At 41.9% G+C, this 25,811-nt stretch carries 20 protein-coding genes; 17 read left to right on the top strand and 3 right to left on the bottom strand.

From position 1 onward, the window contains the following. Window positions 1-14: 14 nt before the first annotated feature. The 6 genes from M1F25_RS18510 (at window position 15) to M1F25_RS18485 (ending at window position 7,368) form a co-directional block, all read left to right on the top strand. On the top strand, window positions 15-1,583 hold the full coding sequence (locus M1F25_RS18510) for an acyl CoA:acetate/3-ketoacid CoA transferase (RefSeq protein ID WP_094962384.1): 1,569 nt from the start codon (window positions 15-17) through the stop codon (window positions 1,581-1,583). Window positions 1,584-1,609: 26 nt separating this feature from the next. Next, the gene (fabG, locus tag M1F25_RS18505; RefSeq protein ID WP_144141124.1) at window positions 1,610-2,347 is read left to right on the top strand and encodes a 3-oxoacyl-ACP reductase FabG; all 738 of its coding nucleotides are present in this window, start codon (window positions 1,610-1,612) and stop codon (window positions 2,345-2,347) included. Between the two features lie 9 nt (window positions 2,348-2,356). Beyond that, window positions 2,357-3,541: a thiolase family protein gene (locus M1F25_RS18500; RefSeq protein ID WP_153674139.1), complete on the top strand. Its 1,185-nt coding sequence runs from the start codon at window positions 2,357-2,359 to the stop codon at window positions 3,539-3,541. A gap of 120 nt (window positions 3,542-3,661) precedes the next feature. Next, a complete protein-coding gene (locus M1F25_RS18495; RefSeq protein WP_181488729.1) occupies window positions 3,662-5,002 on the top strand; it encodes an MFS transporter in 1,341 nt (446 codons plus the stop codon). A 33-nt stretch (window positions 5,003-5,035) separates the two neighbouring features. Further along, window positions 5,036-6,199 (top strand): glycerate kinase, encoded by a 1,164-nt coding sequence (locus M1F25_RS18490; protein ID WP_181488727.1) that lies wholly within the window; start codon window positions 5,036-5,038, stop codon window positions 6,197-6,199. Between the two features lie 14 nt (window positions 6,200-6,213). Continuing rightward, complete coding sequence (locus tag M1F25_RS18485) at window positions 6,214-7,368, top strand: CdaR family transcriptional regulator (protein ID WP_004259365.1); 1,155 nt, start codon at window positions 6,214-6,216, stop codon at window positions 7,366-7,368. A 12-nt stretch (window positions 7,369-7,380) separates the two neighbouring features. Here the strand turns inward: M1F25_RS18485 and narL are convergent, their stop codons facing one another. Continuing rightward, window positions 7,381-8,037 carry a two-component system response regulator NarL gene (gene narL, locus M1F25_RS18480; protein WP_004259360.1) on the bottom strand — a complete coding sequence of 219 codons (657 nt, stop codon included), beginning with the start codon at window positions 8,035-8,037 and terminating at the stop codon, window positions 7,381-7,383. Window positions 8,038-8,058: 21 nt separating this feature from the next. Further along, complete coding sequence (narX, locus tag M1F25_RS18475; RefSeq protein WP_181488725.1) at window positions 8,059-9,801, bottom strand: nitrate/nitrite two-component system sensor histidine kinase NarX; 1,743 nt, start codon at window positions 9,799-9,801, stop codon at window positions 8,059-8,061. A gap of 336 nt (window positions 9,802-10,137) precedes the next feature. On the opposite strand from narX, the gene M1F25_RS18470 reads away from it, so the two are divergent. The 5 genes from M1F25_RS18470 to narI all read left to right on the top strand — a co-directional run bounded on the left by M1F25_RS18470 (window position 10,138) and on the right by narI (window position 18,301). Continuing rightward, window positions 10,138-11,538, top strand: coding sequence for a NarK family nitrate/nitrite MFS transporter (locus M1F25_RS18470; RefSeq protein WP_094962389.1), 1,401 nt, complete (start codon window positions 10,138-10,140; stop codon window positions 11,536-11,538). 67 nt (window positions 11,539-11,605) lie between these two features. Then, window positions 11,606-15,367 (top strand): nitrate reductase subunit alpha, encoded by a 3,762-nt coding sequence (locus tag M1F25_RS18465; RefSeq protein ID WP_181488723.1) that lies wholly within the window; start codon window positions 11,606-11,608, stop codon window positions 15,365-15,367. Beyond that, on the top strand, window positions 15,367-16,908 hold the full coding sequence (gene narH / locus M1F25_RS18460) for a nitrate reductase subunit beta (RefSeq protein WP_094962391.1): 1,542 nt from the start codon (window positions 15,367-15,369) through the stop codon (window positions 16,906-16,908). The genes M1F25_RS18465 and narH overlap by 1 nt, the downstream gene beginning before the upstream one ends. After that, the gene (narJ, locus tag M1F25_RS18455; protein ID WP_181488721.1) at window positions 16,905-17,627 is read left to right on the top strand and encodes a nitrate reductase molybdenum cofactor assembly chaperone; all 723 of its coding nucleotides are present in this window, start codon (window positions 16,905-16,907) and stop codon (window positions 17,625-17,627) included. The genes narH and narJ overlap by 4 nt, the downstream gene beginning before the upstream one ends. Continuing rightward, window positions 17,624-18,301 carry a respiratory nitrate reductase subunit gamma gene (gene narI, locus M1F25_RS18450; protein WP_004259342.1) on the top strand — a complete coding sequence of 226 codons (678 nt, stop codon included), beginning with the start codon at window positions 17,624-17,626 and terminating at the stop codon, window positions 18,299-18,301. The genes narJ and narI overlap by 4 nt, the downstream gene beginning before the upstream one ends. A gap of 116 nt (window positions 18,302-18,417) precedes the next feature. Here narI and M1F25_RS18445 read toward each other — a convergent pair whose 3' ends face one another. Continuing rightward, window positions 18,418-19,200 (bottom strand): IclR family transcriptional regulator, encoded by a 783-nt coding sequence (locus M1F25_RS18445; RefSeq protein ID WP_036958066.1) that lies wholly within the window; start codon window positions 19,198-19,200, stop codon window positions 18,418-18,420. A 245-nt stretch (window positions 19,201-19,445) separates the two neighbouring features. Between M1F25_RS18445 and M1F25_RS18440 the strand changes: the two genes are divergently transcribed. From M1F25_RS18440 to M1F25_RS18415, 6 genes are read left to right on the top strand one after another with little or no spacing between them, the layout of a single operon-like run. After that, complete coding sequence (locus M1F25_RS18440; protein ID WP_181488719.1) at window positions 19,446-20,441, top strand: 2-dehydro-3-deoxygalactonokinase; 996 nt, start codon at window positions 19,446-19,448, stop codon at window positions 20,439-20,441. Between the two features lie 33 nt (window positions 20,442-20,474). After that, a complete protein-coding gene (locus M1F25_RS18435) occupies window positions 20,475-21,101 on the top strand; it encodes a 2-dehydro-3-deoxy-6-phosphogalactonate aldolase (protein WP_115168032.1) in 627 nt (208 codons plus the stop codon). Between the two features lie 18 nt (window positions 21,102-21,119). Beyond that, entirely contained in the window at window positions 21,120-22,556 is a 1,437-nt protein-coding gene (locus M1F25_RS18430; protein WP_181488717.1) for an N-acyl-D-amino-acid deacylase family protein, read from the top strand. 13 nt (window positions 22,557-22,569) lie between these two features. Further along, on the top strand, window positions 22,570-22,962 hold the full coding sequence (locus M1F25_RS18425) for a RidA family protein (protein ID WP_004259329.1): 393 nt from the start codon (window positions 22,570-22,572) through the stop codon (window positions 22,960-22,962). Between the two features lie 24 nt (window positions 22,963-22,986). After that, entirely contained in the window at window positions 22,987-24,438 is a 1,452-nt protein-coding gene (locus M1F25_RS18420) for a sodium:solute symporter family protein (protein WP_181488715.1), read from the top strand. Between the two features lie 21 nt (window positions 24,439-24,459). After that, the gene (locus tag M1F25_RS18415; RefSeq protein WP_181488713.1) at window positions 24,460-25,713 is read left to right on the top strand and encodes an amino acid deaminase; all 1,254 of its coding nucleotides are present in this window, start codon (window positions 24,460-24,462) and stop codon (window positions 25,711-25,713) included. Window positions 25,714-25,811: the final 98 nt, after the last annotated feature.

Here is a 25,811-nt window from a genome sequence, read left to right as displayed (position 1 = left end):
AGGTAGGTTTTATCATGAATAATAAATTTATTTCTAAACAAGATGCCGCTAAATTAATTAATAATGGCGATACAATTTGTACTGTGGGAATGACATTAACCAGTGCTGCTGAATCTATTTTATCAGCAATTGAGCAACGCTTTTTATCCGAGGGTACACCAAATCAATTAACACTGGTTCACGCAGCTGGGCAATGTAACCGTATTCGAGGGAATCAACACTTTGCCCATGAAGGGATGGTGAAACGGATTATTGGTTCCCATTGGGGGCTAGCACCTCGATGGATGCAAATGATTAATGACAACCAAGTTGAAGCATATTGCCTCCCTCAAGGGCAAATGGTGCATTTATATGGTGCAATGGCCGCGGGCTTACCGGGGCGCTTATCCAAAGTAGGGTTAGGAACATTTATCGACCCTGACCTTGAAGGCGGTAGGATGAACGCTAAAACGTTGGTACTTCCCCCTTTGGTTGAAAAAGTGAATTTCAAAGGGGAAGAATGGTTATGGTACCCAGAAATTCCCTTAGATGTGGTGGTGATCAGAGGAACTCACGCTGATAGTAAAGGCAACCTCACCACCGATGAAGAAGCCATGGCCCTAGAGGTCTTGCATGCGGTACTGGCGGCTAAACGCTTTGGTGCCAAAGTGATTGCACAAGTGAAATATTGCGTTGAAGAAGGGACTTTACATCCCAAGCGTGTCACTGTTCCTGCGAGCTTTATTGATCATATTGTCGTGTGTGATAACCCTGAAGAAGACCATCGCCAGTCTTCGAGCTGGTTTTTTGACCCAACGCTATGCGGTGATATTCGCACGCCTATCCAACAAACTACGCCATTACCTTTAGATATTCGCAAATTGATTGGGCGAATTGCATGTCGTTATCTATACGAAAACTGCGTGATTAACTTAGGAACGGGTATTCCAAACGATGTTATTGGCTCAATTATTCAGGAAGAAAATGCAACCAAGCGCGTCGATATCACCGTGGAGTCAGGGATTTGGGGGGGCGTCCAAGCAGGCGGTATTGATTTTGGCATAGGCCGTAACCTGTCAGCGATGATTAGTCACCAAGACCAAATGTTGTACTACAACGGTGCAGGCGTTGATATCACGTATATGGGCGCAGGGGAAATGGATGCCAGTGGCCATGTCAATGCGACGTTGTTAGGCAATATTTGCCCTGGTGCAGGTGGGTTTATTGATATTACCCAAAATGCTCGACACGTAGTGTTTTGCTCAACGTTCACAGCAAAAGGGTTAGATATTCGTTGTGAAAATGGGCAATTAAATATTGTGCGGGAAGGGGATATTAGAAAGTTAGTTAACCAAGTACGGCAAATTTCATGGAATGCGGATGTCGCGCGAAATATTAACCAAACCATGCATTTTGTCACGGAACGTGCGGTGTTCACTTTAGGGGGAAAAACCCCGGTACTGGTTGAAATTGCCCCCGGTATTGACCTAGAGCGTGACATTCTTGCCCATATGGACTTCGTACCTGAAATTTCTCCTGATTTGAAAGTGATGTCTTCTTCATTATTTGAAGAAGCGCCTTTTGGACTGGTTTCGTATTTATAGTTTCAATATTAAAGAGGAATTTATCCATGTTAGTAAAAGATAAAGTCGCTATTGTGACGGGTTCTGCAAGAGGTATTGGTTTTGCGATTGCTCAGGTACTTGCGGAAGAAGGGGCAAAAGTCGTTATTTCTGATTTAGCCATGTCATCAGGTGAAGAAAGTGCAAAACAGCTACAAGAGCAAGGTCATCAAGCCATTTTTATTCCTTGCGATATAGCTAAACGTGAAGAAGTGAATGCCTTATTTTCTAAAGCGTTATCACATTTTGGGGCGATTGATGTACTGGTGAATAATGCGGGGATCAACCGAGATGGCATGCTGCATAAGTTAACGGAAGATGATTGGGACAAAGTGATTGATATCAATCTGAAAGGGACATTTAACTGCATGCAAGAGGCGGCAAAGTTAATGCGTGAGCAAGAAAGCGGCCGAATTGTCAATATTTCATCGGCGAGTTGGCTTGGGAATGTTGGGCAAGCCAACTATGCTGCATCCAAAGCCGGGGTTATTGGCCTGACTAAAACGGCTTGCCGTGAACTAGCCCGTAAAGGGGTCACAGTCAATGCGATTTGCCCAGGGTTTATTGATACGGATATGACCCGTGGTGTGCCTGAAAAAGTGTGGGACATCATGATCAGCAAGATACCTGCGGGTTTTGCAGGAGATCCGCGAGATGTTGGCCAATGTGTTGCATTTTTAGCCTCTGATAAAGCGCGTTATATCAATGGCGAAGTAATCAATGTTGGCGGCGGAATGGTGTTATAGGGGGAAATAATGAAACAAGCGAATGATATTGTCATTGTGAGTGGTGTGAGAACGGCAATTGGCACGATGGGGGGAAGTTTTGCAAATACGCATCAACATGACCTCGGGGCGGTGGTTATCCGTGAAGCCGTGAAAAGAGCTGGAATTGCTCCCGAAGATGTTGATGAAGTCATTGTGGGTAATGTTGGGCAAATCGCAGAAAGTGGTTTTATCGCTCGTATTTGCCAACTGCGAGCAGGGTTACCAAAAGAAACCACCGCTTATTCTGTTAACCGCCAATGTGGTTCAGGGCTACAAGCGTTAGCCGATGGCATGATGTTGTTGCAGACCGGCCAATCAGATGTTGTGGTGGCGTGTGGTACTGAAAATATGACAATGCTGCCGTACTACTTACGCAAAGCGCGCTATGGCTATCGCATGGGAAATGATGTGCTAGAGGATGGGTTAACGTCTATTTTAACCTGGCCAGAAGGCCCTTACCACAACGGAATGACGGCAGAAAATGTTGCAGAGCAGTTCAATATTACCCGTGAAGAAATGGATGATTTTGCATGGGATAGCCAGCAAAAAGCGTTAAAAGCGATTCAAGCCGGTTATTTTTCTGACCAAATATTACCAGTAGAAATACCCGAAGGCCGTAAAGGTACACGTATTTTTGATACCGATGAACATCCGCGTGATACACCACGTGAAAAATTAGCAAAATTGCGCCCTGCATTTAAAACTGATGGTGTGATTACGGCAGCAAACTCTTCAGGTATCAATGATGGTGCTGCGGCATTAGTGATGATGCGTCGTGAAGAAGCGGAAAAACGTGGTCTGAAGCCAAGAATGAAAGTGGTCGATTGGGCTGTAGCAGGTTGTGAAGCGGCCATTATGGGCTTTGGACCCGCGCCAGCAACCCGTCGATTAATGGAAAAGCTCAAAATGGATGTAAAAGACATTGATTTAATTGAGCTAAATGAAGCATTTGCTGCACAAGCCATTGCAGTTATGAATGATTTGTCTCTTGATAGCACTAAAGTGAATGTGAATGGTGGGGCAATTGCTCTGGGTCATCCAGTGGGTGCCAGTGGGGCTATTTTACCTGTGAAGTTAATGTATGAAATGGAACGCCGTCAGGTTACTACCGGGTTAGTGACTATGTGTATCGGTGGTGGTCAAGGGATATCAATGTTGTTCGAAAGAGAATAAGAAAAGCTGCAAGCAGAAAGCCCGACGTGGGGCGTCGGGCTGTTGCTGAAGTAAAACAACAGGTATGTCACTTATTGCCAAGAGCCGTACCTGTTTCACTACAACATGAGGATCTTATCTATGTTTTCTACAAATGCAAAGTTAGATTATGTGGCTCAGGGGAAAAAAACCAACGCAAAGATATACCGTAACCTGATGCCGTTGTTGATTTTAGCGTACATTATTAGCTTTATTGACCGAACAAATATTGGCATGGCAAAAAATGCGATGTCGATTGATTTAGGATTATCTGCAACCGCGTTTGGTATTGGTGCGGGGCTTTTTTTCTTAACCTACTCGATTCTTGAGATCCCAAGTAATTTGATAATGGAGAAAGTAGGCGCGCGTTTTTGGATCACGCGGATCATGATCACTTGGGGGTTATTATCTGCGGCGATGGCGTTTGTGACAGGGCCGACTTCTTTTTATATCTTGCGGTTATTACTGGGAGCGGCTGAATCGGGCTTATATCCTGGGGTTATTCTATATATGACATATTGGTTTAGCCAAGAAGAACGGGCTAAAGCAACAGGGTTATTTTTACTCGGGGTTTGTCTTGCAAATATTATTGGGGCGCCGCTGAGTGGTTTATTGCTGAGTATGGATGGCTTATTAGGCTTCCATGGTTGGCAATGGATGTTTGTTATTGAAGGCTTGCCAGCAGTTATCCTAGCATTTGTTGTGTGGTTCGTGTTGCCGAATAAACCAGAAGATGCAAAATGGTTAGATGAAGATGATCGGAATTATATTAAATATAAACATGATCAAGACAAAAACAGTATTAGTGTGAGTAACAGTAAATTCTCACTCAAGGCGGCATTTAAGAATAAAGCCTTTATGATGATTGTTGCTATCTATTTTACTCACCAGTTCTCGGTCTATGGTTTAAGTTATTTTTTACCGACTATTATCGGTGAATATGGCAAATTAACACCTATTCAAATCGGCTTATTAACAGCGATTCCATGGATTTCAGCCGCAATTGGTGGCATTTTTGTCGCGAGAAAAGCTAATACACCGCGTCGTTCATCACGTATTTTAATTTCAGGTTATGCAGTAATGGCCGTAGGGTTAGTGATTGGTGCACTGGGTGGCCCAGTTGTCGGTTTAATTGGCTTTTGCTTAACGGCATTTATGTTTTTTGTGGTTCAATCGATTATTTTCTCGCTTCCTCCGACTTATATGAGTGGCAGCATGTTAGCGGGAAGTTTGGCACTATTGAACTGCTTAGGGCTGTTTGGCGGCTTCCTTGGCCCGTTCATTCTTGGCTTTTTTGAAGATTATACAGGAACAGCCACTTCTGGATTATGGTTTGGTGTCGGTTTGCTAGTTATCGGAACGATTATTGCGTCACGAGTGAATACTAACGGTATGAGCGAAGCTGAGCCATTACAAGTATCGACTTCAGTGGAAAGCAAATAATTCAACATCGCCATTTACAATAGGAAAGTCTGCATGAAAATTGTTATCGCACTTGATTCCTTTAAAGGAAGTTGTTCTGCAAGGTTAGCATGCCAAGCCGTTGCTGAGGGTTTCAAGCGTGTATCCTCTGAGTTAGATATGACGTTATTACCCATATCTGATGGCGGAGAAGGTTTGTTGGAGTCACTGGAGAATAGCCCAGCGCTTTCTGGTGTAACACCTTACATTTTTAGCTGTACTGGGCCTTATGGTAGTAAGGTTGATGCAGGGTTATTAGTATTGGAGGGAAAAACCGCTTTTATCGAGATGGCGCAATGTTGTGGGCTGGAACTCGTTCAACGTGAGCATCGTCGAGTTGAAAATGCCTCAACTTATGGCTTGGGTGAAATGGTCAAGCATGCACTCGATATGGGTTGTTCTCGTATTGTTATCGGGATAGGAGGAAGTGCAACTAATGATGGTGGTGCAGGGTTTGCTCAAGCATTGGGTGCTCAGTTTTACGATAAAAATTCTCAGCTTATTGAGACGCCAATTTGCGGAAAAGACCTCATTAATATTGCAAAGATTGATTTTGATAAATTTGACTCGCGAGCCGCTAAGGTTGAATTTAATGTCTCTTGCGATGTTGAAAACCCTTTATTAGGCAAGAATGGTGCGACTTATGTTTATGGTCCCCAAAAGGGGGCCGACCAAGCCACACTTGACCAGCTTGAAATTGGGATGGCTCACTATGCGAAATTAATGTCAGCAATAACGGGAAAAGATATTTCACTGGAGGCTGGCAGTGGTGCAGCGGGTGGATTAGGTGCGGGGCTTCGTTGGTTTGTTTCGGCAAAGCTCGAAAAAGGAATCGATCTCGTTTTGGGGCTCCTTGGCGCAAAATCTTATATTCAACAGGCGGATTTAGTCATTGTAGGAGAGGGGCGGCTTGACAGTCAAAGTGCGAATGGTAAGGCTCCTGTGGGAGTGGCTCGTATGGCCAGTCATTATGGTGTGCCTGTCATTGCGCTTTGTGGGGGGTATAGTGAAGATAGCCGTATCCTATACCAACATGGCATTACCGCAATGTGGTCGCTTTGTCCGGGGCCAGTTTCCCTTGAGCAAGCCATGACAAATGGTGAACGTTATTTGGCAGATACAGCAGAAAATTTGCTGCGTACCGTACTCGCAAATCCGAATATGCAAATAAAACCCTAAAGTGAGGCGGTAATATGCTACTGACTGAAAAACTAGCCAATGATATTGTCACGCGTGCAATGGGAATTATCCATCACAACGTCAATGTGATTAATAGTCAGGGCGTGATTATCGCTTCAGGTGAAAAAAAGCGTATTGGTGAAACCCATGAAGCCGCAGTGGAAGTGATCCGCTGCGGCAAACGGATCACCATCTACAATGAAAATGAAGCACGAGCTTATTCGAATGTGGCACCGGGGATAAACCATCCGATTGTTGTGGCTGATAAAGTGGAATTAGTGATTGGCGTGAGTGGTGACCCTGTTGTGATCCAGCGTTATGCCGAGCTCGCTATACTGACGGCTGAGCTGCTAATTCAACAAGAAATTGAGCGGCGTAGTATTAACTGGCAGCATCGTTTGCGTGACATGCTATTTGTCCAGTTTATAGAAAGCACAACGCCAGCACAGGGGCGCAGTGCATTACTAAAATTACATAATTCCGGTTTTGCGTTCACTTTACCGACTATTCCTGTGATTATTAATATTGAAGCTATTCAGTACCGCCCAGAAATACTCGATACGATCATTACTGAATTATCAGCTATGGAAAAAAGTGATGTGTTATTACTCAATAGCCGCGAAATTTTGATGCTATTCCCATCAACGCATTATCAAAATGAATCGTTTATTTCTAATCTTCATTTCATTCTAGATAGCCAACTTAGCCAATATTATATTGGTGTTGGTGTTCAGGCAGATACGCAAGAACATGTGAGGGATGCAGTACATTTTGCACGTTCAGTTATTGAAGTTGGACGGCTAACGGTTCCCGATAAACAAGTCTTTTTATTTAAAGAAATGGCATCTTTATGCCTCTTTAATGAATTGGAAAATAGCTATCTATTTAATTTCTTTTTAGATATTTGCCATAAAATATTGTTGCATGATTCGGGCGATATTTTGCTTGAAACCCTTGAGCTGTTTTTATCGCAAAATGGCGAAATAGGTAGCACCGCGCAGCAATTAGGCATTCACAGAAATACATTAAGTTATCGGTTACAACAAATTAAAAAGCAAACCAGTTTGGACCCGACAAGGTTTACGGATCTCATTCAGTTATCTGTTGCGATGCATGGCTACCGTCGACGTTACCCAAAACAACAGCCATGGCTCGATGCATTAAGTTAAGGAGCCGTATCATTACTTTTGTTGTAAAACCCAAATAGCGGCTTCAACGCGCGATTTTAAATTAAGTTTCTTTAGTAAGTGTTTGACATGGACTTTGACGGTGCTCTCTGTGATTTGTAATTTATTCGCAATCATCTTATTTGATAGCCCCTGTGAGATTAAATCTAAGATATGGGTTTCTCTTGGGGTTAGTGCTGATAGATTATGCTCTGTAGGGGCTCGGTTATCTCTTAAAGATTCAGCTAAAATGGAAGCGAGCGTTGGGCTAACGACCATTTTACCACTTGCGGCTTCTTTTAATGCAATAATTAATTTTTCAGGCTCCATGTCTTTGAGTAAATAGCCATCAGCACCTCGTTTTAACGCATTAATTAAGTCTTCGCCATAATTGGACACCGTAAATAAGATAATACGGCCTGAAAGTTCGCGGTTACGTAAATTATCGAGTACTTCAAAGCCATTCATACTAGGCATATTGAGATCTAATAGGATTAAATCTGGGTCTTGTTCTTCCGCAATTTTAATACCCGTTATTCCATCGTCTGCTTCACCAATTACCTTTAATGTGGGTTCTAAACTAATTAATTGTTTAACACCATTACGTAGCATCGGGTGATCATCAATCAGTAAAATGGTAGATTGCCCAGTTAGTTTATTTTCATTTTTCATTAATGAGTTACTCCAATTTAATTAAGCCACAGTCAGTGGAAATACGACATTAACAATAGTGCCACCCTGAACTCTTGGGGAAATTTGATATTTCCCATTTAGGCTTAGCGCTCTTTCTCTCATAATAATCAATCCATAATGGTTATTTTTTGTTGGCTGAGGCTGAATACCTTCCCCATTATCTTCTATTGTCATGGTGATTAATCCGTTATTTTCGATTAATGAGACTTGTGACCAGTTTGCATTAGCATGTTTGAGAATATTGCTTAAAGCTTCTCGGATTATCTGGATAATATGAATAGATTGATGTGGAGAGAGGCTTTTGGCTGGAATTTGGTAATTTAATCCAATTTGAAAACCGAGGCGCTGACTGAATTCTTGGATTGTGCTTTCTAAGGCAGGGAATAGGCCTGGTTCAGTTAATTTTAGTCTGAAGGTTGTTAAAAGCTCACGTAATTGACTATAAGCGGAATTTATTTCATTGCGCATTTCGTTTAATAGTTCTTGGTGCTTAGTTGGCAATGTTTTAGGTTGCATTTGTAGATAACTAATTTGTATTTTGAGGCAAGATAATGATTGTGCGATGGAATCATGCAATTCTCTCGCAATCGCCGATCGTTCATCCATAATCAGTAACTGCTGTTGTTGCTCTAATTGGTGCTCCATCGCTAGCATTCCAGCGATTTGTTTAACTAGCATCAGCACTAAATTATTTTGTTCTTCAGATAATGGCTGGTTTATATCCATTTCAGCTAAAATCATGCCATAACGCTGTAAATTATCAGAAATCTCCCATGATATTACTTTAAGGTGTTCAGCCATCTTGGGTGAATTGAGATATTGATCCTTGTTTTCAGGACAATGAATTTCATGAAAGCAGGCATCATTGTTTTCTTCATATAGCCTCAATCTAATATTTTGCAGTGGTATTAAGCTTTTAAGCTCAAATAACACTTTTTCTAACCTGATTGATAGTGGCCCAATGGCATGTAGGGTTCGATTAGATTGGTATAAATAGAGTAATACTTTATTTTTCTTTTGCAGATCGGCGGTTTTTTCGATAACTCGAGATTCTAATTGATGGTAACTCTGTGCGAGCTCATCCGACATTTGATTTAACGTATGGCCCAGTGAATTTAGCTCATCTTGTTTTTTGCCTACAGGAAAGCGCTGACTAAAGTCTTGGTGACTAATCGCGTTCACCATATGAAGTAACTTAAGCCAAGGTGTATAAATTTTCTTTCTAAAATGGCAGATAGCAAAAATAAGTAGCAATAAAACGAGGCCAATAAATACCATTTGAGTGATTGCTACATAGGTTATTTTTCGTTCTGTTTTTTCATCAATATTACGAACTAATGCATCGAGTTTATTAACAAAGGTAACGACCGCGAGACGTGCATCATTAGGAGAAACTGCATGGTTAAGTGCAGGTTTTAATTCTGTAACCCAATATTGATAAAGCTCAGCAAATTGCGGATTTAAATCTTCTATATCGACAACTTGTGTTAGTTCATTGCTTAATAAATTTTTTTCAAGCTCACTAACATATACGTCAGAATATTGGTTGAGTGGCACTAATGAAAGTAAATGATAACTTTGCATCCGCAATGAGCCTGATTTATTTATTGCATGTGCATTTCCTTGCACACTAATAATCATACTATTTGAAATTGTCATGCCAATAATACCGAGTACGGCAATCAATAGCATTAAACCAATAACTTGGTTAATGATTGAAAATCGGTGATAAGCAATAGACATAAATGATCCTTTCTACTCTACTCTATACGTTTATTTATTATTTTTGATAACGTAGATATTGTTTCTCTATTATATAAAATTGAATATGCCACTTCGGTATTACTCCTTAATATCCCATTGAATTTTTCGCTTTAAATTTCAACAAATAAAATTACCAAGCAATGATTTTTTTTGTTTTAATTCAATCAATTATTGTTTTGTACTCCTAATACTACTCTGGTGGTTAACGAGAAAAATCACGCATATTTCATTTAAATCTCTCTTGATTTAGATCAGCTTCACGGTGGTCTATTCGCCACACACTGCGAGCAGAAATTGTATTTATCGGGGTGATTTATGTCTCAACGAGATAATGTTAATAGTGTAGCTGCACAGTCAAATAATGGTGTTATACAGGATTGGCGTCCTGAAGATACTCGGTTTTGGCAGCAAACAGGGCAGCGTATTGCCAATCGTAATTTATGGATTTCTATTCCATGTTTATTGCTCGCATTTTGCGTATGGATGTTATTTAGTGCAGTTGCGGTTAATTTAAATAAAGTGGGTTTTAATTTTACGACAGACCAATTATTTTTATTAACCGCATTACCTTCCGTTTCAGGTGCTTTATTAAGAGTCCCTTATTCATTCGTTATTCCTATTTTTGGTGGGCGCCGTTGGACTGCTATTAGTACGCTGTTTTTAGTGATCCCATGTATTTGGCTAGGTTATGCGATTCAAAACCCTGCCACGCCTTATCAAGTCTTTGTCATTATTTCCCTACTTTGTGGTTTTGCCGGCGCTAACTTTGCATCCAGCATGGCCAATATCAGCTTCTTTTTCCCTAAAGCTCGCCAAGGCGGTGCACTTGGCCTGAATGGTGGGCTAGGAAATTTAGGGGTCAGCGTCATGCAATTGGTGGCGCCTTTTATCGTTGGTGTTGGTGTATTTACTTTCGTTGGTGGGACTGGAGCGGCTCAGCCTGATGGCTCAACGTTGTGGTTAGAAAATGCTGCTTGGATTTGGGTGCCATTTCTACTGCTTTTTACGGTGATGGCTTGGTTTGGCATGAATGACTTAGCGGCTAATAAGGCATCTCTTAAAGCACAATTACCTGTTTTGAAACGTGGCCATCTATGGGTATTAAGCCTGTTATATCTGGCGACATTCGGCTCGTTTATCGGTTTTTCTGCTGGTTTCGCGATGTTATCGAAAACCCAGTTTCCAGACGTCATTATCTTGAAGTTTGCCTTTTTTGGCCCTTTCCTCGGTGCGTTAGCTCGCCCAGTCGGTGGCATGTTATCTGACCGTTTTGGTGGTGTGAAAGTCACATTACTGAACTTTGTGGTCATGGCTGTTTTCTCCGGCTTGCTGTTTTTTACGTTACCAGAAAACGGTCAAGGAGGCTCTTTCGGGGCGTTTTATGGCGTATTTATGGTGCTGTTTTTAACAGCAGGGCTAGGCAGTGGCTCAACCTTCCAAATGATTGCTGTTGTTTTTCGTAAATTAACCATGGACAAAGCCATCTTAAGAGGAGCTTCAGAGCAAGAAGCCCAAAAAGAGGCGGTAACAGAAAGTGCTGCAGCTTTAGGGTTTATCTCTGCTATTGGTGCAATAGGTGGCTTCTTTATTCCAAAAGCGTTCGGTACATCATTAACACTGACGGGTTCACCGGCAGATGCAATGAAAGTGTTTTTTATATTTTATCTTTCCTGTGTGTTTATCACATGGCTGGTATACGGCCGTAAACACAAATAATAACAAGTCATAAAAATCAATTTTAGCAATGTACGGCGCCGGTCGCCGTCTCTTTGGAGGCAATCCGATGAGCAAGTTTTTAGATAGATTTCGGTATTTTAAGCAGTTGGGCGAAACCTTTTCAGGTGATCACGGGCAAGAGTTAAATGTAAACCGTGATTGGGAAGATGGTTATCGTAGCCGCTGGCAGCATGACAAAGTCGTGCGTTCCACCCATGGTGTCAATTGTACGGGCTCTTGTAGCTGGAAGATTTATGTCAAAAATGGGTTAGTGACTTGGGAAACTCAACAGACGGATTACCCACGAACTCGCCCAGATTTACCTGATCATGAGCCGAGAGGATGCCCTCGTGGTGCGAGTTACTCTTGGTATTTATATAGCGCAAACCGTGTTAAATACCCAATGATGCGTAAGCGCTTACTTAAACTATGGCGTGAAGCAAAAGCGGAGCAGCAAGACCCTGTTGCAGCGTGGCTATCTATTATCAATGACCCGCAGAAGGCACAAAGCTATAAACAAGCTCGTGGTCGTGGTGGTTTTGTTCGCTCAAGCTGGCAGGAGGTGAATGAACTGATTGCGGCAGCGAACGTCGCGACGATTAAAGAATTTGGTCCTGACCGCATTGTTGGCTTTTCACCAATTCCCGCGATGTCGATGGTTTCCTACGCCTCGGGTGCTCGCTATTTATCGTTAATTGGTGGCTCATGCTTAAGTTTTTATGACTGGTATTGTGACTTGCCACCTGCGTCACCCATGACGTGGGGCGAACAAACTGACGTACCTGAATCAGCGGATTGGTACAACTCGTCTTATATTATTGCTTGGGGTTCTAACGTACCGCAAACGCGTACGCCAGACGCACACTTTTTTGCAGAAGTGCGTTATAAAGGGACGAAAACGGTCGCGGTGACGCCAGACTACGCGGAAATTGCCAAATTATGTGACCATTGGTTGAACCCGAAACAAGGAACGGATAGCGCCATGGCAATGGCGATGGGGCATGTGATCCTCAATGAATTCCATGTAAAACGTGAAGCGGAATACTTCCGTGAATATGTGCGCACTTATACCGATATGCCGATGCTTGTCATGCTAGATAAGCGTGAAGATGGTTCTTATGCCGCAGGCCGCATGCTACGGGCATCTGATTTACATAATTCATTAGGCGAAGAAAAAAATGCCGAATGGAAAACTATTGCGATTGATGAAGAGACAGGTGAATTATGTGCTCCACAAGGTTCAATGGGATTCCGTTGGGATGGTGGCCAAAAATGGAATTTAGAACCGCGTGCTGGACAAGATGCACATAACATTAAAATGAAACTCAGCTTGGCAGATAGCCATGATGAATTTGTCGATGTTGGTTTTCCTTACTTTGGTGGCTTAGAAAGTGAGCACTTCCAGCATGTTGAACTTAAAGATGTTTTATTACATAAACTGCCCGCTAAACGTATTCAGTTAGCTGATGGTAGCGAATCATTGGTTACTAGTGTTTATGATTTAATGCTAGCGAACTACGGTATTGACCGTGGTTTTGGTGATGAAAACTGTGTGGTTGATTACGATGATATGAAAGCGTATTCACCTGCGTGGGCGGAAAAAGTCACAGGGGTTAGCCGCCAAAATATTATTCGCATAGCGCGTGAGTTTGCCGATACCGCAGAGAAAACCCATGGCCGTTCTATGGTGATTGTTGGCGCAGGGATTAACCATTGGTATCACATGGATATGACCTATCGTGCGATTATCAATATGTTGATTTTCTGTGGTTGCGTTGGGCAAAGCGGCGGTGGCTGGTCTCATTATGTTGGGCAAGAGAAATTACGGCCACAAACGGGTTGGTTACCTTTAGCCTTTGGTTTGGACTGGCAGCGCCCACCTCGCCATATGAATAGCACATCTTTCTTTTATAACCATTCAAGCCAATGGCGTTATGAAACAGTCGCAACAGAAGAGTTGTTATCGCCTCTAGCCGATAAGCAAGCCTTTAGCGGCAGTTTGGTTGATATGAATGTACGTGCAGAACGCATGGGGTGGCTGCCGTCAGCACCACAATTAAATGTCAACCCATTGAATATTGCGAAGAATGCACAAAGTGAAGGAATGTCACCCACTGATTATACTGTTAAACAGTTGAAAGAAGGGAATATTCGCTTTGCTTCAGAGCAACCTGATGACCCTCAAAATTTCCCACGAAATCTGTTTATTTGGCGTTCAAATTTATTGGGTTCCGCAGGGAAAGGCCATGAATATTTATTGAAATATTTATTGGGTACTGAAAATGGTATTCAAGGCAAAGACTTAGGCCAACAAGGCGGCGTCAAACCAGAAGAAGTGGAATGGCAAGATAAAGCGGCAGAAGGGAAAGTTGACTTAGTGGTGACTCTCGACTTCAGAATGTCGAGCACCTGCCTGTTCTCGGACGTTATTTTACCGACTGCTACTTGGTATGAAAAAGACGATATGAATACCTCGGATATGCATCCATTTATTCACCCATTATCAGCTGCAGTCGACCCAGCTTGGGAATCCAAAAGCGATTGGGAAATTTATAAGGGGATTGCCAAAGCATTTTCTGAGGTCAGCGTTGGGCACTTAGGCAAAGAAACGGATGTGGTGACGCTGCCGATTCAACATGATAGTGCAGCCGAGATGGCACAGCCTTTTGATGTTAGAGATTGGAAAAAAGGGCAATGCGAGCTTATTCCAGGGAAAACAGCGCCGCATATTATCTGTGTTGAGCGTGACTACCCAAATACTTATGCACGTTTTACCTCTCTTGGCCCATTGATGGATAAATTGGGTAATGGTGGTAAAGGGATCAATTGGAATACACAAGATGAAATTGATTTCTTGAAAAAACTCAATAAAACCCAGCCTGACGGTACCAATGCTGGGCGGCCAAAAATTGAAACGGCAATTGATGCCGCGGAAGTCATTTTAACACTTGCACCTGAAACCAATGGGCAAGTGGCAGTAAAAGCATGGGATGCATTAAGCAAAGTAACGGGCCGCGACCATACTCATCTTGCTCGTTATAAAGAAGACGAAAAAATCCGTTTTCGCGATATTGTTGCGCAGCCGCGTAAAATTATCTCAAGCCCTACATGGTCAGGGTTGGAAGATGAACATGTTTCCTACAATGCCTGTTACACCAACGTGCATGAAATGATCCCATGGCGGACGCTCAGTGGTCGTCAGCAATTATATCAAGATCACGAATGGATGCGCGCCTTTGGGGAAAGCCTTGTGGTGTATCGTCCACCAATTGACACTCGAGCGGCTCAGCCACTTATGGGGAAAAAATCCAATGGATTCCCAGAAAAAGCACTGAACTTTTTAACACCGCACCAAAAATGGGGGATCCACTCTACTTACAGCGACAACTTATTAATGTTGACGTTAGGCCGCGGTGGTCCAGTTGTTTGGCTTAGCGAAGAAGATGCCCGCGAACTGGGTGTTGAAGATAACGATTGGGTTGAAGCTTTTAACAGTAATGGTGCATTAACCGCTAAAGCGATCGTTAGCCAACGTATTCCTGATGGCATGATCATGATGTACCACGCCCAAGAACGACTGATCAACTTACCAGGCTCTGAAGTTACGGCTCAACGTGGCGGAATTCATAATTCGGTCACGCGTGTTTGCCCGAAACCTACGCATATGATCGGCGGCTATGCGCACCTTGCCTATAGCTTCAATTATTACGGAACCGTAGGTTCTAATCGTGATGAATTTGTGGTTGTTCGCAAAATGAAACAGGTTGACTGGCTGGATGGTGAAGGTGATGCCTACCAGCAGACCTTGAGCGGAAAGGAGAAAGCATAATGAAAATTCGTTCTCAAGTCGGCATGGTGCTAAACCTTGATAAATGTATTGGTTGTCACACTTGCTCAGTGACCTGTAAAAACGTGTGGACTAGCCGCGAAGGGGTAGAATACGCATGGTTTAATAACGTCGAAACCAAACCAGGTATTGGTTACCCCCATAATTGGGAAGACCAAGAAAAATGGAAAGGAGGCTGGATCCGCACCATTAAGGGTAAATTGGTTCCACGTATGGGGAACAAAGTTGGCGTTTTATCAAAAATCTTCGCTAACCCAGATGTACCTGCTTTGGATGATTATTATGAGCCGTTTAATTATGACTACGGCCATTTAAAAAATGCTAAAGAAGATAAGCACGTACCGACAGCACGCCCTCGTTCATTAATTACTGGTGAGCGAATGAGTAACGTGAAAATGGGACCAAACTGGGAAGATGATTTAGGCGGTGAATTCGCCAAACGAGCCCAAGATAAAAACTTTGAACATATTCAAAAAGAGATGTATGGGCAGTTTGAAAATACGTTCATGATGTATTTGCCACGCCTGTGTGAACATTGTTTAAACCCAGCTTGCGTCGCGACCTGCCCAAGTGGTGCAATTTATAAGCGCTCAGAAGACGGTATTGTTTTGATTGACCAAGACAAATGCCGTGGCTGGCGTATGTGCTTAACTGGTTGCCCGTATAAAAAAATCTATTTCAATTGGAAAAGCGGTAAATCAGAAAAATGTATTTTCTGTTACCCACGTATTGAGTCAGGTATGCCAACGGTTTGCTCTGAAACCTGTGTTGGTCGTATCCGCTATTTAGGGGTATTGCTGTATGACGCCGATAAAATTGAGTCGGCTGCCAGTGTCGAAAAGGAAACCGACCTTTACCAGAGCCAACTTGATGTTTTCCTTGATCCCCATGATCCAAAAGTGATTGAAGAAGCGCAAAAACAAGGGATCCCATTAAGTGTGATCGATGCGGCACAGAAATCTCCAGTGTACAAAATGGCGATGGAATGGCGCTTAGCTCTGCCATTACACCCTGAATACCGCACGTTACCAATGGTGTGGTATGTACCACCTTTGTCACCGATCCAGTCAGTGGCGGATTCAGGGCTATTAGCTAATAAAGGTGTATTGCCGGATGTCGAAAGTTTACGCATTCCAGTGCAATACCTTGCGAATTTGTTAACCGCAGGGGATACCGAACCGGTGTTATTGGCGTTAAAACGTATGTTAGCGATGCGCCATTTCAAACGGGCAGAAACCGTGGAAAACCAATGTGATACCAGTGCATTAGAGCAAGTCGGCTTAACACAAGCTCAGGCACAAGAAATGTACCGCTATTTAGCCATTGCTAACTATGAAGACCGTTTTGTCATTCCATCCAGTCATCGAGAATTGGCGCGTGAAGCATTCCCTGAAGCGAAAGCTTGTGGCTTTAGTTTTGGTGATGGTTGCCATGGCAGCGATAGCAAAGCGAATTTATTTAATAGCAGGCGCATTGACGCCATTGATATCACACCAAAAAATAATCAGGAGAAAGCACTATGATGACACTAAAAGTGATTTCTCGGTTATTGGAATACCCTTCGGAAGCGCTTTGGTTGCATCGTGATGAGCTCATTGAAGCGCTAGAACAGGCTGATGAGCTGCCTGTCACACGGGCTGTTCAACTGATGGTGTTTGTGCGTGAGTATCTCAGCGAAGACTTACTTGATATGCAGGCGCAATATTGTGAACTGTTTGATAGAGGACGCGCGACATCATTATTGCTATTTGAGCATGTACATGGCGAATCCCGAGACCGAGGGCAAGCGATGGTTGATTTAATGGCTCAATATCAGCAACAGGGTTTGCAAATTGATTGCCGTGAATTACCCGATCATTTGCCCATTTATTTGGAATACCTCACGGCATTACCGACCGATGAAACTATCGAGGGGCTACAGGATATTGCGCCAATTTTAGCGCTGTTAGGGGAAAGGTTGAAACAGCGAGAAAGCCGTTTCTCTGTTTTATTTGATTTTTTACTTGAGCTTTCCCATAGCGACATTGCTGCGGAGCAATTAAGCAAACAAGTAGCAACCGAAGTACGGGATGATACCCCAGAGGCGCTAGATGCAGTTTGGGAAGAGGAGCAAGTGAAATTTTTTGCCGATGAAAAAACATGTGGTAGCGAAGTTGCAGCGCATCAACATCGCTTCGCCAATGCGGTGGTACCACAGTATTTGGATCTCAGTGTGGGCAGCCATGTAGGAGTTCAAAAATGAATTTTATCAATCAATTTTTCTTCGATATTTACCCCTATATCGCTGGGACGGTATTTATTGTCGGTAGTTGGTTACGTTACGATTACGGGCAATACACGTGGCGAGCGGGTTCCAGCCAAATGTTGGATAAAAAGAACATGCGTTTGGCATCAAACTTATTCCATTTGGGGATTATTGGGATTTTTGTCGGGCACTTTTTAGGTATGTTAACGCCTCATTGGATGTATGAATCTTTTCTGCCAATGCACATTAAGCAGTTAATGGCGATGATTGGTGGGGGATCAGCAGGTGTGATGATGTTAATTGGTGGCGCGATGCTATTGAAGCGCCGCCTGACAAACCCACGAGTGAGAGCAACTTCATCCTTTGGTGACATCATGATCTTAACCTTGCTGGTGGTGCAAGTTTGCTTAGGATTACTCACCATTCCATTCTCAGCACAACATATGGATGGTAGCGAAATGTTGAAATTAGTGGGATGGGCACAGTCTATTGTGACATTCCATTGGGGGGCATCCAATTACCTTGAAGGGGTTGGCATTGTTTTTAAACTGCATATTGTGTTGGGGATGACGATATTTTTACTCTTCCCATTCTGCCGTTTAGTGCACATTTGGAGTGCACCTATCGAATACCTGACTCGTCGGTATCAATTGGTGAGAAATCGCCATTAGGTTTGGGTTCCACAAGGAGGTGGGCCAATACATTGCTTTTGTACAACTTGTTCTTGTGTAAACAACAAATATTGCTATTTTGGCGCCCCATCTCATAGGAGATGGGGTTTTTTGTTTTATTTAGTGTTGGTTGGCTCAATATAGCCAAGGCGGCGGGAAATCAGTAAGCAAACGTGGGCAAGTTCTTCATTAACACGGTCTATTTTGGAAACCATTCTGTGAGTCGGCCCAGCGACACTAATCGCGCCGATAATATTACCGGTATAATTAAATATCGGCCTTGCCACACAGGTGAGCCCTTCTTCATTTTCTTCATCATCTAAAGAAAAGCCTTTTAAACGAATATCAGCCAAAACTTCATACAATTTCATGCGGTCGATAACTGTTTTTTCAGTGTATTTGGTTAATGGTTTATCTAATACAGCATCAATTTCTTCTAACGGCTGGAAGGCTAATAAAGCTTTCCCTATACCAGTACAATAAGCGGGTAGTCGAGCACCCAGTTTTGCGGAGGTTTGAATGGATAGCGTTCCTTCACTTTTATAGAGGTAGACCACATGGCCACTGTTATAAACTCCTAAAAAGCAAGTTTCAAACGTTGAACTCGACAACGTTTTTAAATAAGGGATTGAAACTTCAACTAAATTAACATTCATTAAGCCTTTAATGCCTAATTCGAGGCTTTTTAAGTCAAGGTTATAGCGTTCTGTAAGATGGTCTAAGCTGACATATTGACGCTCTTTTAGTGTTTCTAATACGCGAAAAGCCGTGGTTTTTGGAATCTCCGTATTTTTGACCAATTCGGCCAAAGAAATTCCGTCAGAATGGTTACTAATCTCTTCAAGTATGGTCAGTACTCTGTCGATACTCGACGAGTTTGCTTGACTTTCTTTCGTCATCGTAGGTTCCTCACTCACGCTAAGCCCTCTCATTGTACTCATTTTTTAAACGCCGTTCCATTTTTACCTCGATGTTACCTTTTTCTCTGAAAAAACATGCAGTACGTAATGTATTGATCTTCATTGAGTTTGACTTTTTGATTGTGATCGCTGTCGTTATTCTTACAAAATCGGAACGACATTCCTAATTTTTAATGTATGTTATTAAAAAAGGAACGATGTTCCGTTATTTTAAAGGGATAAACATGTTGATAGTGACCATTGATACAGGGACAACGAATACCCGAGTTAGAGCATGGAAAAATAACACGGTTGTTCGTGAACAAAGTGTTGAAGTTGGTATTAGGGATTGTGCAAAAAATGGCGATAAAACGCTGTTAATTCAATCGATAAAAACAGTACTAGATAAGCTGTTGTCAGGGGTGAGTGCTGAAGAAAGAGAAAATTATCAGCTCGTTGCATCAGGTATGATTACATCCGAAATTGGGCTGTGTCACTTACCTCACCAAGTGACTCCTGTTTCAATGCAGCAACTTGCTAAGGCTACAATGCCTTGTGTTATCAAAGAGATCAGTGAAAAACCGATTATTTTTATACCAGGCGTTAAAAATAACGTGGCAAATATGACGTTTGATTCAATTGAAAGTATAGATGTAATGCGCGGTGAAGAAGTTGAAGTTTTTGGCATTTTAACACAGCAACCGGATCTTGGCCCAGCCTTAGTCATTTTGCCCGGGTCACATTCTAAGTTTGTACGTCTTGATGAAAATAATAATGTGGTTGCATTGGCAACAACGATGGCAGGGGAAATTTTCGATACATTAACGCACCAGACTATCTTAGCCAGTTCTTTAGAACACCAGTTTGTTCAATATTTAGATAAAGAATATTTACGCAAAGGTGCTGAGCTTAGTCTGCAAGTAGGGATTGCGAGAAGTTGTTTTTCGGTGAGGCTACTAGACCTTTTCACGGAAGCGACACTTGACCAACGCTCAAGTTTTTTATTGGGAGCTATTTTGGCGTCAGATTTACTCGCAATAAAACATAGCCAAGCTCTTAATATTACTAGCGATATAAAAATTGTTATTAGTGGAAAACCTATTTTAGCGGATGCACTTAAAGAGTTAATTAAAAATGATAGTTACTTTACTGGGGAAATACACCTATTAGACGATAAAAAGGAACAGCCTTTTTCTGGATTGGGTGCAATTTCAATATTAAAAGAAACGCAATGCAAATAAATACTATTAATGATTTTTTATTAGGTGATTGTTATGAATTCTAAAAATGAAATACCGCTTATTGCAATATTACGGGGAATAAAACCTGACGAAGTTTTAGAACATATCGCTATCCTTGCAGATGAAGGTTTTAATTATATAGAAATTCCTCTTAACTCTCCCGAGTGGGAAAAAAGTATTCCATTAGCGATTGAAAACTATGGAGATAAATTGAAAATTGGTGCCGGTACTGTGCTCAATAAAAGCAATGTTGAAAAGTTGGCAATAATGAACGCTAAAATTATTGTCACTCCCAATATTAACGTTTCTGTGATCACTACTGCTCTTGAAAATAAGATGGAAATATTTCCAGGTTGTGCAACAGCAACAGAAGCTTTTACCGCGATTGACGCCGGTGCTGTTAATTTAAAAATCTTTCCTACTGCGCCTTTTGGGGTTAATTATGTGAAATCGCTGATGTCAGTGATCCCAAAAAATATTGCCATTTATGCGGTAGGAGGTATCACGCCGAATAATTTGCATGAATACCTAAGTATTGGCTGCCATGGTGCAGGGTTGGGAAATGATCTTTATCGAATAGGCCAAACACCAGAGAAAACCAGAGAAAAAGCGAAAGCATTTATATCTGCATATATCGCATTTAAAAATCAAACTAATTAATCTTAAAGAGATATTCAAATGAAATACGATTATGTTTTTAAAAATGCCACTGTAATAGATGGTAGTGGTAAAAGTGAGTTTGTCAGTGATATTTCCGTTAAAGATGAACGGATTATTAAAATATCAAAAAACATAAGTGAAGATGCTGAAAAAATAATTGATTGCTCAGGTTTAATTTTATCACCTGGATTTATTGATGTGCATACTCATGACGATTTAATTGTGATTGATAAGCCTGAATATATCGAAAAAACATCACAAGGTGTAACGACAATTATTGTCGGTAATTGTGGTATCAGTGCAGCGTGTGCAACATTAAAGGACGAAGTTCCTGACCCAATTAATTTATTAGGTGAATTAAGCGAATTTCAATTTGCTGATTTAGCCAGTTATAAACAAAAAATTAATAATGTGAAGCCAACTGTTAATGTCGCGACATTAATAGGGCATACAACCTTAAGAAATAATTGTGTGACAGACTTATTAAAGCCCGCGACGCCAGACAATATCGCTCATATGAAGCAAGTATTGGCCTGTGCGTTAGATGAAGGGGCTTTAGGGCTAAGCACTGGTTTATCTTACGGTAACGCGATTAATTCTTCGACCGAAGAAATTTGTGAGTTGGCTGAATTATTAGCAGAGCATCAGGGAATTTATACCACTCATATGCGAACTGAATATGACGGTATCATTGATGCGATGCATGAAGCCTTCCATATCGGCCGTCATGCGAAAGTTCCTGTGCAAATTTCCCACCATAAGTGCGCTGGTGCAAAAAACTGGGGACGTACAAAAGAAACGCTTGCCCTCATTGAAAAATACCAAGCCATGCAGGATATCAATTGTGATTGTTACCCATATCGTGCGGGTTCATCAAACTTAGATATCACACAAGTTACTGAAGACTATGACATTCTAGTAACTTGGTCGACACCATTTCCTGAAGTCGCGGGTAAGACATTAAAAGAAATAGCCGCTATGTGGAGTAGCGATGTTTTCCAAGTTGCTGAAAAAATTGTTCCTGCGGGAGCGATTTATTTCCAAATGCACGAAGATGATGTTCGTCGTGTGTTACAGCATCCAAGCAGTATGGTGGGTTCTGATGGCTTACCACGTGACCCTAATCCACATCCACGCCTTTGGGGAACTTTCCCACGAGTTATTAGCCACTATAGCCGTGATGAGCAGCTTTTCCCAATGACCACCGCGATTTACAAAATGACAGGCATGTCAGCACAACGTTTTTCTTTAAAGGATAGAGGCCTTATCCAAGAAAATTATTTTGCAGATATCGTTGTATTTGACCCTAAAAAAATTAATGAAACAGCCACGTTCCAAGACCCAAAACAAAAAGCGGATGGTATTGAATATGTGTTTGTTAATGGTGTTCTGACCTATACCAAAAAAGAAATGACAGGGAATAGAGCAGGTAAATTCTTAGAAAGAAATAAATAAAAGAGAGATAAAAATGATTAAAAGATTCGGAATTGAAGGCTCAAAAGGTACTGGCGGGCAATCTTTGCCTTTTGCTAAGGCCGTGTTAGCTGACGGATGGCTGTATGTTTCAGGGCAAACACCCATGATTGACGGGGAAGTGATTGATGGCGGAATTATCGCTCAATCTAAATTGGCTATCGAGAATTGTTTAAACATTATGAAAGATGCGGGATTTGCGACGCAAGATATTGTGCATATGAAAGTGGTATTAAGTGATGCGCGCTATTTCCAATCTTTTAATAAAGTATTTCAGCAATTCTTTGCAGATAATCCACCTGCACGGGTGTGCTTTGTCGCTGACCTTGTCGTCGATTGTATGGTTGAAGTGGATATTACCTGCTTCAACAGCAAATTCAAATCTTAATTGCTAAGGCGATGAGAGGCTACTATGGAACATAATAATTTCTTAATGTGGTTTTTGTTATATGCATTTGTGATGATGTTTGTGGGTTGGTATGTCACAAGGCATCAAAAGACGGGTGAAGATTTCATTCTTGGTGGAAGAAAGCTCCCGATGCTACTCACTCTCGGTTCAACCGTCGGGACGATGGTGGGAACGGGCTCGAGTATCGGTGCAGTCAGTTTTGGCTATTCCAATGGCTGGGCGGGAATGTTGTATGGGCTTGGTGGAGCGACGGGGATCTTACTAACGGCTTGGCTATTTGCACCAGTAAGAAATTATCGCTTTATGACCATGAGTGAAGAGATCTGCTATTACACAGGCGGCAGCCGTTTAGTGAAAAACTTGGTTGCGCTATTAATATTCTTGGCATCGATAGGCTGGCTCGGCGCTCATATTCTTGGAGGCGGCTTATATCTAGCATGGGCGGCAGATATTGATATTACTGTTGCGAAGATCATTATCGCGGTTGGCTTTGTTTTTTACGTGGGGATTGGTGGCTATAAAGCGGTTTCATGGATTGATACACTGCAATCAATTGTTTTATTCCTCGGATTTATCATTCTAGCGGTTGCTTCGGTAAGTTATGTCGGTGGTTGGGATGTTGTTGTTAAGAGTACAGACCCTGACGCCTTTACTTTATTTGGTATTGGTAAATTAGGCATTTTACCTGCGATATCATTGGCTGTGGTCATTGGTATTGGTGTGTTAGCGACACCGTCATATCGCCAACGTATTTATTCAGCGGCATCCACTAAAGCTATCCGTCAGTCCTTTATTATTACAGGTTTACTGTATATGGGCTTTTCGTTCCTACCAGCGATTATCGGCATGGCAACTCATGTGATGGAACCGAATTTAGAAAACAGCAGCTTTGCTTTCTTATATGCAACTAACGCTTTACCGCACGTATTAGCAATGGTGGTATTGATTGCAGGTATGTCTGCCAATATGTCATCAGGTAGCTCAGATGCTATCGCGGGTGTTTCTATTATCCTACGTGATATCTATACGATGGTAACTGGTAAGATGCCACCACCTGAGAAAGCGATCAATTTATCTCGTATCTTCTTACTTGGCGTCATCTTGTTAGCACTTGTCTTTGCATTAACTTCAAATGACATTATCGGCTACATTACAAAAATGATTTCAATGATTATGTCAGGCCTGTGTGTGACCGTGTTATTGGGTAAATTTTGGCATCGTTTTAACTGGCAAGGTTGTATTGCTGCATTGGTTGCGGGAAGTTCAACATCATTAGCGATCATTTTGACGCCAGAATGGTCTGCAAAATTAGGCAACCCAGTAATCCCTGCATTAGTCATCAGTTTGGTCTGTGCGGTTGTTGTGACATTGATAACACCAAAGAATAAACTCAGTCGTGAAGAAGTACTAGAAAACATTACTCACGAAAGAGAAAACACAGCCAAAAGTCAGTAACCAGCAAGTTGAGGGAAGATAATGACGAAACTGAATGCATTGGCGGGCGTAGTTCATAAGTCAGCCATATTAAATCAGGATGGTATTTCGGTGAATGTCCTACATGAGGATGTGTGTTTACCAGCGGTGGTAGTAAAGCGTAATGAATTGGAGAATAACATTGCATGGATGCAGCATTATTCGAATGTGGCGAATGTTTCGTTGTCTCCACACGGTAAGACCACCATGACGCCTGCCATTTTTAAACGACAAATTGCTCAAGGTGCATGGGGGCTAAGTGTAGGAACAGCTTATCAAGCCAAGGTGGCAGTGGAGTCAGGTGTTAAGAATATCATTATTGCTAATCAAGTCGTGGGTAAAACCAATATTCGATTACTTGCGGAACTAGTGCAATTAAATCAAGCCAATATTTATTGTTGTGTTGATAATGTGATTCATGCAAAACAGCTGGCTGCCATTTTTTCATCGTTAGATTTAACCATAAATGTTCTGATTGAGTTAGGGGTTAATGGTGGACGCTGTGGATGTCGAAGTGAAGAAGAAGCCATCACATTGGCAAATGAGTTAACCAAACTTCCTTCTTTAATGATTGCTGGCATTGAATTCTACGAAGGCGTTATTCATAGCGATGATGCCCAAAAGGATATTGAAGAGATACAGCAATTTTTACAGCGAGTGTTAACCACCAGTCAAAAACTGGATAACTTAGGTGTATTTGCACGCTATTCAGGGGAGTTATTAATAACTGGGGCAGGTTCAGTTTGGTATGATCTGGTCAGTAAAAAGATGGCAGAGTTTCATCTTTCTAAACCTATTCGGTTTGTGATCCGCCCTGGATGCTATATTACACATGACCACGGTATTTATGATGAAGCCCAGAACGCATTGAAAATGCGGGACAGTGTGGCCTGCCAGTTAGATGGCGATTTAATGCCAGCGATGGAAATCGTGGCATTAATTCAGTCTGTGCCTGAGAAAGGACGAGCGATTGTTAATTTTGGTAAAAGGGATGTCGCCTTTGATGCAGGTTTGCCTCAGCCTCTAATGCAATATCGAGAGGGTAAGCCAGTCTGTTTTCAAACTAATAGTGCAAAAACAGTCGGTTTAATGGACCAACATGCCATTTTATCTTTTGATGAAAATTGTGATTTCCAAGTTGGCGATATACTAATATTTGGGACATCTCACCCCTGTATTACATTTGATAAATGGAAAGTGATTTATCTTGTTGATGATAAATATGATGTTATAGAGGAAATGCCGACCTTTTTCTAATGTTGTATTATTAACTCACTTTATTTTATATCGGTCACTTGTTTTAAGTGGCCGATTTTTTTTATTCATCACATTCTTGTGATCGAATTCATAACAAA

Origin of the sequence: Providencia sp. PROV109, from assembly GCF_033681625.1 — a bacterium.
GTDB lineage: Bacteria > Pseudomonadota > Gammaproteobacteria > Enterobacterales > Enterobacteriaceae > Providencia > Providencia hangzhouensis.
Note: the sequence above shows the minus strand (reverse complement) of the source record. Positions and strands in the feature narration are given on the sequence as shown.

Bases quoted from the DNA above. Each gene is read 5' to 3' on its own strand.
- M1F25_RS18510 (WP_094962384.1), top strand. From the start codon at position 15: ATGAATAATAAATTTATTTCTAAACAAGATGCCGCTAAATTAATTAAT.
- fabG (WP_144141124.1), top strand. From the start codon at position 1,610: ATGTTAGTAAAAGATAAAGTCGCTATTGTGACGGGTTCTGCAAGAGGT.
- M1F25_RS18500 (WP_153674139.1), top strand. From the start codon at position 2,357: ATGAAACAAGCGAATGATATTGTCATTGTGAGTGGTGTGAGAACGGCA.
- M1F25_RS18495 (WP_181488729.1), top strand. From the start codon at position 3,662: ATGTTTTCTACAAATGCAAAGTTAGATTATGTGGCTCAGGGGAAAAAA.
- M1F25_RS18490 (WP_181488727.1), top strand. From the start codon at position 5,036: ATGAAAATTGTTATCGCACTTGATTCCTTTAAAGGAAGTTGTTCTGCA.
- M1F25_RS18485 (WP_004259365.1), top strand. From the start codon at position 6,214: ATGCTACTGACTGAAAAACTAGCCAATGATATTGTCACGCGTGCAATG.
- narL (WP_004259360.1), bottom strand. From the start codon at position 8,037: ATGAAAAATGAAAATAAACTAACTGGGCAATCTACCATTTTACTGATT.
- narX (WP_181488725.1), bottom strand. From the start codon at position 9,801: ATGTCTATTGCTTATCACCGATTTTCAATCATTAACCAAGTTATTGGT.
- M1F25_RS18470 (WP_094962389.1), top strand. From the start codon at position 10,138: ATGTCTCAACGAGATAATGTTAATAGTGTAGCTGCACAGTCAAATAAT.
- M1F25_RS18465 (WP_181488723.1), top strand. From the start codon at position 11,606: ATGAGCAAGTTTTTAGATAGATTTCGGTATTTTAAGCAGTTGGGCGAA.
- narH (WP_094962391.1), top strand. From the start codon at position 15,367: ATGAAAATTCGTTCTCAAGTCGGCATGGTGCTAAACCTTGATAAATGT.
- narJ (WP_181488721.1), top strand. From the start codon at position 16,905: ATGATGACACTAAAAGTGATTTCTCGGTTATTGGAATACCCTTCGGAA.
- narI (WP_004259342.1), top strand. From the start codon at position 17,624: ATGAATTTTATCAATCAATTTTTCTTCGATATTTACCCCTATATCGCT.
- M1F25_RS18445 (WP_036958066.1), bottom strand. From the start codon at position 19,200: ATGACGAAAGAAAGTCAAGCAAACTCGTCGAGTATCGACAGAGTACTG.
- M1F25_RS18440 (WP_181488719.1), top strand. From the start codon at position 19,446: ATGTTGATAGTGACCATTGATACAGGGACAACGAATACCCGAGTTAGA.
- M1F25_RS18435 (WP_115168032.1), top strand. From the start codon at position 20,475: ATGAATTCTAAAAATGAAATACCGCTTATTGCAATATTACGGGGAATA.
- M1F25_RS18430 (WP_181488717.1), top strand. From the start codon at position 21,120: ATGAAATACGATTATGTTTTTAAAAATGCCACTGTAATAGATGGTAGT.
- M1F25_RS18425 (WP_004259329.1), top strand. From the start codon at position 22,570: ATGATTAAAAGATTCGGAATTGAAGGCTCAAAAGGTACTGGCGGGCAA.
- M1F25_RS18420 (WP_181488715.1), top strand. From the start codon at position 22,987: ATGGAACATAATAATTTCTTAATGTGGTTTTTGTTATATGCATTTGTG.
- M1F25_RS18415 (WP_181488713.1), top strand. From the start codon at position 24,460: ATGACGAAACTGAATGCATTGGCGGGCGTAGTTCATAAGTCAGCCATA.